Source organism: Aliivibrio sp. S4MY1, assembly GCF_028765545.1.
In the GTDB taxonomy this organism is placed as follows: Bacteria; Pseudomonadota; Gammaproteobacteria; order Enterobacterales; family Vibrionaceae; genus Aliivibrio.
In genome coordinates, this window is the sequence record NZ_JARACP010000018.1 from 37,377 (window position 1) to 49,529 (window position 12,153).

At 39.8% G+C, this 12,153-nt stretch carries 8 protein-coding genes; 5 read left to right on the forward strand and 3 right to left on the reverse strand.

From position 1 onward, the window contains the following. Window positions 1–198: 198 nt before the first annotated feature. Together recA and PVK71_RS17065 are read right to left on the reverse strand one after the other, a co-directional pair. Window positions 199–1,248, reverse strand: a complete 1,050-nt coding sequence (gene recA, locus PVK71_RS17060; RefSeq protein ID WP_274420787.1) for a recombinase RecA — start codon at window positions 1,246–1,248, stop codon at window positions 199–201. A gap of 142 nt (window positions 1,249–1,390) precedes the next feature. Continuing rightward, window positions 1,391–1,888, reverse strand: coding sequence for a CinA family protein (locus tag PVK71_RS17065; RefSeq protein ID WP_274420786.1), 498 nt, complete (start codon window positions 1,886–1,888; stop codon window positions 1,391–1,393). A gap of 140 nt (window positions 1,889–2,028) precedes the next feature. Here PVK71_RS17065 and mutS point away from each other — a divergent pair, with 140 nt between their 5' ends. From mutS to PVK71_RS17090, 5 genes are all read left to right on the forward strand, one after another. Beyond that, window positions 2,029–4,563 carry a DNA mismatch repair protein MutS gene (mutS, locus tag PVK71_RS17070; RefSeq protein ID WP_274420790.1) on the forward strand — a complete coding sequence of 845 codons (2,535 nt, stop codon included), beginning with the start codon at window positions 2,029–2,031 and terminating at the stop codon, window positions 4,561–4,563. A 207-nt stretch (window positions 4,564–4,770) separates the two neighbouring features. Further along, on the forward strand, window positions 4,771–6,447 hold the full coding sequence (locus PVK71_RS17075) for an AMP-binding protein (RefSeq protein ID WP_274420784.1): 1,677 nt from the start codon (window positions 4,771–4,773) through the stop codon (window positions 6,445–6,447). A 424-nt stretch (window positions 6,448–6,871) separates the two neighbouring features. Continuing rightward, on the forward strand, window positions 6,872–8,113 hold the full coding sequence (codB, locus tag PVK71_RS17080; protein ID WP_274420782.1) for a cytosine permease: 1,242 nt from the start codon (window positions 6,872–6,874) through the stop codon (window positions 8,111–8,113). A gap of 10 nt (window positions 8,114–8,123) precedes the next feature. Beyond that, window positions 8,124–9,401: a cytosine deaminase gene (locus PVK71_RS17085; RefSeq protein ID WP_274420781.1), complete on the forward strand. Its 1,278-nt coding sequence runs from the start codon at window positions 8,124–8,126 to the stop codon at window positions 9,399–9,401. A gap of 113 nt (window positions 9,402–9,514) precedes the next feature. Then, window positions 9,515–9,754 carry a VF530 family DNA-binding protein gene (locus tag PVK71_RS17090; protein WP_045101298.1) on the forward strand — a complete coding sequence of 80 codons (240 nt, stop codon included), beginning with the start codon at window positions 9,515–9,517 and terminating at the stop codon, window positions 9,752–9,754. A 304-nt stretch (window positions 9,755–10,058) separates the two neighbouring features. On the opposite strand, the gene fusA is transcribed toward PVK71_RS17090, so the two are convergent. Next, window positions 10,059–12,143, reverse strand: a complete 2,085-nt coding sequence (gene fusA / locus PVK71_RS17095; RefSeq protein WP_274420779.1) for an elongation factor G — start codon at window positions 12,141–12,143, stop codon at window positions 10,059–10,061. Window positions 12,144–12,153 lie beyond the last annotated feature (10 nt).

Sequence of the window (12,153 nt, forward strand, 5' to 3'; positions counted from 1 at the left end):
TTAAGACAAGCAGTGTTTTTTAGACAGAATTTCGAACATTGTATACGCAAATGCAAGCGAAATATAGATAAGTAAAGTGATCAAATGAGGAATAAGGAGGGTTTTAGAATATCACTGATAGATTCTCAATAAATAGAAACAAAAAAGCCAAACACTGTGGTTTGGCTTTTGTCTGCATTTACTTTCAAAGAAAGCGATTTAGAACTCTTCGTTTTCTTCTACTTCAGAAGTCACATCTGGTGTTTCTGGCTGATCTTCTGCTGGAGTTAGTAGCAGCTCACGTAATTTAGCGTCTAGCTCCGAAGCAATGGCTACGTTATCACGCATAAACTTAGAAGCGTTTGCTTTACCTTGACCAATCTTGTCGCCGTTATAGCTGTACCAAGCACCCGCCTTATCAACTAATTTATGCTTAACACCTAAATCAATTAATTCACCTTCGCGGTTAAACCCTTTTCCGTATAAGATTTGAGTTTCAGCTTGCTTAAATGGTGCTGCAATTTTATTTTTAACAACTTTAATGCGTGTTTCGTTACCAATCACTTCGTCGCCATCTTTTACTGCGCCTGTACGACGAATATCAAGACGAACTGATGCATAAAACTTAAGTGCATTACCACCTGTTGTGGTCTCTGGGTTACCAAACATCACACCAATTTTCATACGAATTTGGTTGATGAAGATACACATACAATTTGATTGCTTTAGGTTACCTGTTAACTTACGCATCGCTTGAGAAAGCATACGAGCCTGGAGGCCCATGTGGCTATCACCCATCTCACCTTCAATTTCAGCTTTCGGTGTTAATGCAGCAACGGAGTCAATAACCATTACATCAACAGCACCAGAGCGCGCTAACGCATCACAGATCTCTAGAGCTTGCTCACCCGTATCAGGTTGAGAAACTAATAATTCATCAATGTTTACGCCAAGTTTTTTAGCATAAACAGGATCTAGAGCATGCTCAGCATCGATAAAGGCACATGTTTTACCTTCACGCTGCGCTGCAGCAATTAATTCAAGAGTTAATGTTGTTTTACCTGAACTCTCAGGACCGAAAATCTCAACGATTCGCCCCATTGGTAAACCACCAGCACCAAGTGCAATATCAAGAGATAAAGAACCAGTAGACACAGTCTCAACATCCATAGTGCGGTTATCGCCCAACTTCATGATTGAACCTTTACCAAATTGTTTTTCAATTTGACCTAATGCGGCGGCCAGTGCTTTTTTCTTGTTATCGTCCATCTTGATTCTCCAGTTACTCTAGATCACGTAATCAGTTAATAACCAGTAGTATACTGTCTATTCATACAGTGTCTATAGGCTTGTATCATTTTTTCTTTAACTTTCGATATAATTTCGACTAAATAACACTTAACCATATGAATTAGTTAAGTTCTAACAAGCGATTCTTTAATGTGATAAATGCATATTTGATCGCACTTTTTCTAATATCACAGCGATCACCAGTAAAATATACAGTAGTTTCATAATGCCAGTCATGTTTATCAGCAAAGCCAAAACAAACGGTCCCTACTGGTTTTTCATCACTCCCTCCACCAGGGCCAGCAATACCACTAATTGAAACCGTAATATCAGCGTTACTGTGTGCCAAAGTACCTTTAGCCATCTCTTTTACTACGGACTCACTCACAGCCCCAAAACGCTGCAATGTCTCTAAACTAACGCCAAGTGATTCGTTTTTTGATTCATTACTGTAAGTAACGAAACCACGCTCAAACCAAGCGGAACTTCCTGCATTTTCTGTCGCGCAGAAAGCCACACCGCCACCAGTACAAGACTCTGCACATGCCATAGTCTTACCTTGTTGCATTAATAACTCACCCACTTTTTGGGCAAGTTGCGTATTTTTCACCATATCCATTAGATTCTTTCCATCTTGATTCGAATTTTATCCATTCTATCTTTGATTGCTGCTTTGATTCACGTATTCTTAGCAACAAATATTTTCAACACTCATTAGGTCTCGTTGTGGCAACAAAATCAACTGAAAAACACACCCCAATGATGCAACAGTACTTGCGTTTAAAATCTGAAAACCCGGATATTTTACTGTTCTATCGTATGGGAGATTTTTATGAGCTTTTCTATGATGATGCGAAACGAGCCTCTCAACTGCTTGAGATCTCTTTAACCAAGCGAGGCTCTTCTGCAGGCGAACCTATCCCAATGGCAGGCCTTCCTTACCATGCTGTTGAGGGCTATTTAGCCAAATTAGTTCAGCAAGGTGAATCGGTTGCAATTTGTGAGCAAGTGGGTGACCCAGCGACGAGTAAAGGTCCTGTTGAGCGTAAAGTTGTTCGTATCATTACCCCTGGTACCGTAACTGATGAAGCGCTTCTTCCTGAACGTTTTGATAACTTAATTGCTGCTATTTATCATCATAAAGGCCATTTTGGTTACGCTACATTAGACATCACCTCTGGTCGTTTTAAACTATCAGAGCCAAATACTGAAGAAGCGATGCTTGCCGAGCTGCAACGTACAGCCCCAACTGAGCTGTTATTCAGTGAAGATTTTGAACCAGTTCATTTATTAGAAAAAAGAAATGGTAATCGTCGTCGCCCTGTATGGGAATTTGAGCTTGATACAGCAAAACAACAGTTGAACCAACAATTTGGTACTCGTGACTTGGTTGGCTTTGGTGTTGAAAAAGCAGAATTTGGTTTATGTGCTGCTGGCTGTCTTATTCAATATGTAAAAGACACTCAACGTACTACTCTGCCTCATATTCGATCCATCGTAATGGATCATCAAGATGACTCAGTGATCCTAGATGCCGCGACACGCCGAAATCTTGAAATTACCCAAAATTTAGCTGGTGGATTCAACCATACGTTATCAGAAGTACTTGACCACACAGCAACCGCAATGGGTAGCCGTCTTTTAAAACGCTGGTTACATCAACCCGTTAGAACACATGATGTATTAAACCAACGTCTTGACGCTATTGGGGAATTAAAAGATGAAGGGTTATTTAACGAACTGTCTCCACAGTTAAGAAACATTGGTGATGTAGAACGTATTCTCGCTCGACTTGCATTACGCTCAGCTCGGCCACGAGATCTTGCTCGCTTACGTAATGCACTGCAACAGTTACCAGAGTTAGCTCAAACCGCACAAGAATTTAAGCAGGCTCATTTACAAAACTTAGCCCAGCTAGCACAACCAATCGATTCTATTTGTGAGCTTTTAGAGCGTGCAATAAAAGACAATCCTCCAGTGATCATTCGTGATGGTGGTGTTTTAGCTGATGGTTATAACGAAGAGCTAGATCAATGGCGAGATCTGGCCAATGGTGCAACTCAATATTTAGATAAGTTAGAACAAGAAGAACGTGAACGTCACGACATTGATACATTAAAGGTCGGTTATAACAACGTACATGGCTTTTATATTCAAATCAGTAAAGGGCAAAGTCATAAAGCACCTGCACATTATGTTCGCCGTCAAACATTGAAAAATGCTGAACGCTATATCATTCCTGAATTAAAAGAGCATGAAGATAAAGTCCTAAGTTCAAAATCTAAAGCACTAGCAATTGAGAAAAAGTTATGGGAAGAACTATTTGATCAACTTCTTCCGCACTTAGAGCAACTTCAATTAATGGCTAATGCAATTTCAGAGTTAGATGTACTAAGTAACTTGGCAGAACGCGCGGACACCTTAAATTATTGTCGCCCTACGCTATCTTCAAGTATTGGTATGGAAATAAAAGGAGGTCGTCATCCTGTTGTTGAGCAAGTAATGACAGCCCCATTTATTGCTAACCCAATAAATTTAAATAATGATCGTAAGATGTTGATCATTACCGGGCCTAACATGGGTGGTAAATCGACCTATATGCGTCAAACAGCACTCATTGCATTAATGGCTCATGTTGGCTGTTATGTCCCTGCTGATTCAGCAAAAATAGGCCTGCTCGATCGTATCTTTACACGTATTGGTGCCTCGGACGACCTAGCGTCTGGACGCTCAACTTTCATGGTTGAGATGACAGAAACTGCGAATATCCTTCATAATGCCACCAAGTATAGTCTGGTACTTATGGATGAGATTGGTCGTGGCACAAGTACTTATGATGGTTTATCGCTAGCGTGGGCAAGCGCAGAATGGCTAGCAACAAAGATTAACGCCATGACTTTATTTGCCACGCATTATTTTGAGTTAACTGAATTACCTAATTTATTTAATGGCTTAGCAAATGTACACCTTGATGCTGTAGAGCATGGCGATGAAATTGCCTTTATGCACGCAGTTCAAGATGGTGCCGCAAATAAATCTTATGGTCTTGCTGTCGCTTCTTTAGCGGGCGTTCCAAAAACCGTTATAAAGAAAGCAAAACTAAAACTTCAGCAACTTGAAAGCGGTAAAAATACGTCAGTATTACCACCAAGCGCGCAAGTAAAAGAAGAACATCAACTCTCTTTGATCCCAGAAGCGAGTGAAGTTGAAGAAGCGCTATCTAATGTAAATCCGGATGACTTAACACCACGCCAAGCACTAGAAGAGCTATACCGCTTAAAAGCCCTTCTGTAACCAAGAAACAGTACTAAAATCCAAAGCCTGCTTATGAACTATGATAAGCGGGCTTTTTTATATTATTTTTAAATCCTCTCAACTAGTGCAAATACTCACTTATAAAGTTCTCATTATTTTGATTAAAATTTGACTGGATCATTAAAAGGATATTTACTTAACATAAAATTAACAACAAATAATAACGATAAACCGCAGGATGCCGCTATGAGCCAACCAGTATTAGATCACAATACAAACCCGCAACTCCCTCACCAGGCAATGCTTGAATGGGCAGAAAAAAAGCCTGATGACGTTTTCCTTCGTCAAATTAAAAATAGGCAATTTGTGGATTACACCTTTTCTGAAGTGGTTGATAAAGCACTCCGTCTAGTGACATCCTTGCAAGAGTTAGGAATTAAACCAAAAGACAGGGTTGCCTTAATTTCAAAAAATTGCGCTGAATGGTTTATTACTGATCTCGCTTTAATGTTCGGTGATTTTGTCAGTGTTCCTATTTTCCCAACAGCTGGCCTTGAAACAATTGAACACTGTTTAACTCACAGCGAAAGTAAAGTCCTTATCGTAGGAAAACTTGATGATGTTAACGCCACTCAAAAAGCGATGGAAAATCTTCCGGAGATAAGCACCATTGCTTTTAATTATGACTCTGCCGCAAAATGCCAATATCAATTTGATGACCTTATTCAACAATGCCAACCATCCGAGTTTAGGCCCGAGCATAATGACAACACCCTAATGTCTATTGTTTATACCTCTGGAACATCCGGATTACCAAAAGGGGCAATGCTCACCTTTGGTGGATTTAGTCATTCATCAAAACACCTTATTAATCATATCGGTATACAAGCAGGCGACCGTCTATTTTCTTACCTGCCTCTTGCTCACATTACTGAACGTGTATACATCCTAGGTTCTGCATTTTTTGGTGGTATCCAAACCGCTTTTCCAGAGTCACTCGATACCTTCATTGATGATGTAAAAATGCATCGCCCTACTCTATTTATCTCAGTACCAAGGTTATGGACCGTATTCCAACAACGAATTCAAGATAAGCTACCGCAGAAGAAGCTAAACATTTTACTGAAGATCCCTTTTGTTAACGGGTTAATTAAACGCAAACTGGCAGATGGTTTAGGGTTAGACCAAGCTCGTGTACTAGGGTGTGGCTCTGCACCAGTCTCCGCAGGATTATTAAAATGGTATGAAAGTATTGGATTAAACATCACTGAAGCATGGGGAATGACTGAAACCTTTGCCTATAGCACACTGAATTATCCTTATCGCTCCGATAAAGTCGGCAGCGTTGGATCTGCAGGCCCAGGCGTTGAACTCAAAATTGCTAACGATGAAGAAATATTAGTAAGAGGCGATGGGCTTTTTGTTGGTTACTATAAAAATGATGAAGCAACAGCAGAAACGTTTAATCAAGAAGGTTGGCTACATACCGGAGATATTGGCTCTATTGATGCTGAAGGTTATTTAACTATCCAAGGTCGTAAAAAGGATACCTTTAAAACTGCAAAAGGAAAGTTTGTTGCTCCTGTACCTATTGAGAAACGCATTTTCGATCTTAGCAATTTAGAAATGATGTGTCTTATTGGTTCAGGCCTACCAGGACCAATCTTACTCGCGATTCCACACGCTTACCCTAATTTTGATCAAGCACGTTATGAGCGAACAGCCCTTAGAAATTTAGAGACAATTAACAGTGGATTAGAGTCTCATGAAAAACTAAAAGGGATATTAATGATTAAAGAACCGTGGTCAATTGAGAATGGTATTTTAACCCCAACATTAAAAATAAAACGCCATATTTTAGAAAAGAAATACCATGAATTCGCATCATCATGGCCTAAGGATAAAAAAATAATATGGGAATAACCCATAAAAAAACCTTAGTTAACAAAAACAAATAAAGCCCTAAGCAAACTATCAACCTCAAGCATGAAAAATTATATGTTTGAGGTTTTTTTTTGCTCGAAAAATTTCAACTTCACCCAACTCAGATAAATAATGAGATAAAAAACCTTATTTACAGATTCAAATTAGAAGTTTATTTAAATTAAATGCATTTAAGTCCGATTATCTACCAAAAAAGACTTTTTCATACCCATTCTATAAAAACAATCGTTTGCAATGAAGATAATTGTAATCAATAAAACTCACAAGCATCTATAATTCAAAAACTTAAATCACAAACCAAATAAAACACCAACTTCGTTATTGACATTATTGTTATTCCATTTAGACTCCTGTCCGTTTATCAAAAAACTGACCAGAAATTCAAGACAGATGAGGAACGGATATGTCGAATGACAATGATTACAGCTTGAGTGCTGTACCTAAAACCGCAAGAAAAGGTGCGGTTTCCCTGACATTAGTAATGCTAGGGTTAACCTTCTTTTCTGCAAGTATGTGGACAGGAGGCTCTCTTGGTACTGGGCTTTCTTTTGATGACTTCTTCCTCGCTGTTCTTATTGGTAATTTAATCCTCGGTATTTACACTTCTTTTCTTGGCTACATCGGCGCTTCAACTGGTCTCTCCACTCATCTTCTCGCTCGTTTCTCTTTCGGTTCTAAAGGCTCATGGATCCCATCTCTTTTACTTGGCGGTACTCAAGTTGGCTGGTTTGGGGTTGGTGTCGCCATGTTTGCAATTCCAGTTCAAAAAGCCACAGGCATTGACACCAATGCCTTAATCGTAATTTCTGGTCTATTAATGACCGTCACCGTTTATTTTGGAATTTCAGCATTAATGGTTCTCTCCATGATTGCGGTTCCAGCTATCGCAGTACTTGGTGGTTATTCAGTATTGACTGCCGTTGACAGTATTGGTGGTGTAGCTGAACTACAAAAAATCCAACCGACTGAACCAATGGATTTCTCAATTGCACTTGCGATGGTTGTAGGTTCTTTTGTAAGCGCTGGTACATTGACTGCTGATTTTGTGCGATTTGGTAAAAAGCCAATGGGAGCCGTAGCCATTACTATGATTGCTTTCTTTATTGGTAACTCACTGATGTTTATCTTTGGTGCAGCAGGCGCTTCTGTGACTGGCCAGTCTGATATTTCAGAAGTAATGATAGCTCAAGGTTTATTGATTCCTGCAATCATTGTGCTCGGGCTAAACATTTGGACAACTAACGATAATGCACTATATGCCTCAGGTCTCGGGTTCTCGAATATCACTGGTCTACCAAGTAAATACATTTCAATGTTAAATGGCTTAATTGGTACTGTGTGTGCCCTATGGTTGTATAATAACTTTGTTGGATGGTTAACTTTCTTATCTATCGCTATTCCGCCAATTGGTGGCGTTATCATCGCTGATTTTTTTATGAACCGTAAACGCTATATGGATTTCGAAAACGCCAAATTCAAAACGATTAATTGGGCAGCCATTATTGCGGTTATTATTGGTGTTACTGCTGGTAATTTCCTACCAGGTGTTGTACCTGTAAATGCTGTGTTTGGTGGCGCACTAAGTTACCTACTACTGAACCCTCTTTTAAACAAAGAAAAAGCCTCTGAAACAGAAGCTGCATAGAAGAATTCTTATGACTGATTTATTAATTAAAAACGTAACATTACGAGATCAAGAAGGGTTATTCCAAATCTTAATCCAAGATGGTCAATTCAATAAAATCGCTTCAAATGAAGAACAACTTTCATATTCAGGCAAGGTACTAGATGCTGAGGGCGGTCTTGCTAATGCACCATTTTGTGAACCTCATGTTCACTTAGATACGACTCAAACTGCAGGTGAACCAAGCTGGAATATCTCAGGAACACTTTTTGAAGGGATTGAACGTTGGTCTGAGCGTAAAAAGCTTCTAACTATTGAAGATGTTAAGAGTCGTGCTAAGCAGACACTTAAATGGCAAATCGCTAACGGCATTCAACATGTTCGTACCCATGTAGACGTATCTGATCCAACATTAATTGCATTAAAGGCAATGCTTGAAGTAAAAGAAGAGATGAAAGAGTGGGTTGATATCCAAATCGTCGCTTTTCCTCAAGAAGGCATTCTTTCTTACCCAAATGGTAAAGAGTTATTAGAAGAAGCGGTTCAACTTGGTGCTGATGTTATTGGTGCAATTCCTCATTTTGAATTTACTCGTGAATACGGCGTTGAATCTTTACATTACGTTTTTGAATTAGCACAAAAGTACGACCGCTTGATCGATGTACATTGTGATGAAATTGACGATGAACAATCACGCTTTGTAGAAACACTTGCCGCTCTAGCTCATAAATTTAATATGGGTGAAAAAGTCACAGCAAGCCATACGACAGCGATGCACTCTTATAATGGCGCTTATGCTTCTCGTCTCTTCCGCTTATTGAAAATGTCAGGTATCAACTTTGTTGCCAATCCATTAGTGAATATTCACTTACAAGGCCGCTTTGATGATTACCCTAAACGTCGCGGTATTACCCGTGTGAAAGAGATGCTTGCAAGCGATATCAACGTCTGTTTTGGTCATGATGATGTATTTGACCCATGGTATCCACTAGGTACAGCCAATATGCTACAAGTTCTGCATATGGGGCTACATGTTTGCCAAATTATGGGGTATGACCAAATCAACCAAGGGCTTGATTTAATCAGCTACAAGTCAGCACGAACCTTGAATATTCAAGATAATTATGGGATTGAGGAAGGCAAGCCAGGTAACTTAATTATTTTACCGGCTGAAAATGGTTTTGATGCACTACGTCGCCAAGTACCTGTACGTTACTCGATTCGCCAAGGTAACGTAATTTCAGAAACTCAACCAGCAACAACGACCATTACTTTAGATAAACCAGAGGTGGTTTCATTTAAGCGTTAATTGGAAGTTCAATAATCAGATATCAATGGGAGCCTTTGTGCTCCCATTTTTTTATGAATATTCTTTAAGGGTGAATGCTATACTTACCCTAATTCAAGATAAATGGCGATATTATGACACAGCAAAATAACCCGCTTCACGGTTTGACCCTGCAAGCAATCTTAACAGAATTAGTTGAACATTACGGTTGGGAAGAATTAAGCTACATGGTTAATATCAATTGTTTTAAATCTGATCCAACCATTAAATCAAGTTTGAAATTTTTGCGAAAAACCGAGTGGGCGCGAGTTCGAGTAGAAAATATCTATTTGAAACTTCAACGTCATAAGGAAAAAGCAGAAAAATTAAATTAATCTTAATAATACCATTCTGGATAAGTAGTTGTTCAGATAATTGCGTAGGAAAAATCGATTAGAGCAAGACATAAATTACAGTAACTAGTGGATCTAATTACAAAATTTATAACGCAGATGTAATCGATTTTAACAAGCAAGAATGATCAAATACTTATGCAGATTGGTATAATGCAAATTCCAGTAATTATCTAATCGTTATTACTGGTTTAAACCGCAATCGAAATATTCAATCGATTAAAAACAAAAAGCCCCGTAAGTTTGCACTTACGGGGCTTTTTTAATTAAAGAGCGTTAGCCAGAATTACTTCTTAGCGTTAGCTTCTTTAACATCAGCAATTACTTGCTCTGCTACGTTCATTGGACAAGGTGCGTAGTGAGAGAACTCCATAGAGAACTGACCACGACCAGAAGTCATTGTACGTAGTGAACCGATGTAACCAAACATTTCTGAAAGAGGGATGTCAGCTTTAACACGAACACCAGTTACGCCAGCCATTTGGTCTTTGATCATGCCACGACGACGGTTAAGGTCACCGATTACATCACCAACGTGGTCATCTGGAGTGAACACATCTACAGCCATGATTGGTTCTAGAAGTTGAGCACCAGCTTTTGGCATAGATTGACGGAATGCGCCTTTCGCTGCAATTTCAAATGCTACTGCAGATGAATCGACTGCGTGGAAACCACCATCTAGAAGTTCGATTTCAACATCAAGAACAGGGAAACCAGCAAGAACACCAGTATCCATCATGCCTTTGAAGCCTTTCTCGATTGCAGGCCAGAATTCTTTAGGAACGTTACCGCCCACAACAGAAGACTTGAATAAGAAGCCTGAACCAACTTCACCTGGTTTCATGATGTAGTCGATCTTACCGAACTGACCAGAACCACCTGATTGTTTCTTATGCGTGTAGCTATCTTCAACAGGTTGAGTAATAGTTTCACGGTAAGCAACTTGTGGTTGACCAACAGTAAGGTCTACGCCGTATGTACGACGAAGGATATCAACTTTAATGTCTAGGTGAAGCTCACCCATACCTTTAAGAATTGTTTCGCCAGTTTCTTCGTCAGTTTCAACTTGGAAAGATGGATCTTCTGCAACCATTTTACCGATAGCGATACCCATTTTCTCAGTACTGCCTTTATCTTTAGGCGTTACAGAGATTGAGATTACTGGTACAGGGAAAACCATTGGCTCAAGCGTTACTGGGTGCTTAGGATCACATAGTGTGTGACCAGTTTGCACGTTTTTCATACCCACGATAGCGATGATATCACCAGCTTGTGCGTAAGTTAATTCATTACGGTCATTCGCTTGCATCTCAACCATACGGCCAACACGCTCAGTTTTACCAGTGAACGAGTTAAGGATAGTGTCACCCTTGCTTAGTTTACCAGAGTAAATACGTACGAATGTTAGTGCACCAAAACGGTCATCCATGATTTTGAATGCTAGCGCTTTGAATGTTTCGTCTACAGAAACGATAGCGTGTTCGCCAGTCTCTTCGCCTTCTTCGTTCATTAGTGGTTGAGGATCTACTTCTGTTGGAGAAGGTAGGTAATCAACTACAGCATCAAGAACAAGTTGCATACCTTTGTTCTTAAATGCAGAACCACAGAATGCTGGGAAGAAGTCCATTGTGCGCGTACCTTTACGGATACATGCTTTTAGTTGCTCGATAGATGGCTCTTCGCCTTCCATGTAAGCTTCCATTAGATCGTCGTCTTGCTCTACAGCAGTCTCAACTAGCATCTCACGGTATTCTTCTACTTGGTCAACCATGTCCGCAGGAACATCTGTGATTTCGAAGTTTTCTGGAAGGCCAGAATCATCCCAAATGTGTGCTTTACGAGTTAGAAGGTCAACAACACCAACGAAATCTTCTTCGATACCAATTGGTAGAACCATAACTAGTGGGTTAGCACCTAGTACGTCTTCAGTTTGCTTAACAACACGGAAGAAGTCAGCACCCATACGGTCTAGTTTGTTAACGAAGATAATACGTGCAACTTCTGATTCGTTCGCGTAACGCCAGTTAGTTTCTGATTGAGGTTCAACACCACCAGAACCACAGAATACACCGATACCACCGTCAAGTACTTTAAGAGAACGGTAAACTTCTACTGTGAAGTCAACGTGTCCCGGAGTATCGATAACGTTAAAACGGTGATCTTTCCAGAAACAACTTACAGCTGCTGATTGGATAGTAATTCCGCGCTCAGCTTCCTGTTCCATGAAGTCAGTCGTAGATTCGCCATCATGTACTTCACCAGTTTTGTGGATCTGACCAGTAAGTTTTAGGATACGCTCAGTTGTGGTAGTTTTACCCGCATCAACGTGCGCGAAAATACCAATATTTCTGTATTTAGATAAATCAGTCATTGTTTTACTC

Bases quoted from the DNA above. Each gene is read 5' to 3' on its own strand.
- mutS (WP_274420790.1), top strand. From the start codon at position 2,029: ATGATGCAACAGTACTTGCGTTTAAAATCTGAAAACCCGGATATTTTA.
- PVK71_RS17065 (WP_274420786.1), bottom strand. From the start codon at position 1,888: ATGGATATGGTGAAAAATACGCAACTTGCCCAAAAAGTGGGTGAGTTA.
- PVK71_RS17075 (WP_274420784.1), top strand. From the start codon at position 4,771: ATGAGCCAACCAGTATTAGATCACAATACAAACCCGCAACTCCCTCAC.
- PVK71_RS17085 (WP_274420781.1), top strand. From the start codon at position 8,124: ATGACTGATTTATTAATTAAAAACGTAACATTACGAGATCAAGAAGGG.
- codB (WP_274420782.1), top strand. From the start codon at position 6,872: ATGTCGAATGACAATGATTACAGCTTGAGTGCTGTACCTAAAACCGCA.
- recA (WP_274420787.1), bottom strand. From the start codon at position 1,248: ATGGACGATAACAAGAAAAAAGCACTGGCCGCCGCATTAGGTCAAATT.
- fusA (WP_274420779.1), bottom strand. From the start codon at position 12,143: ATGACTGATTTATCTAAATACAGAAATATTGGTATTTTCGCGCACGTT.
- PVK71_RS17090 (WP_045101298.1), top strand. From the start codon at position 9,515: ATGACACAGCAAAATAACCCGCTTCACGGTTTGACCCTGCAAGCAATC.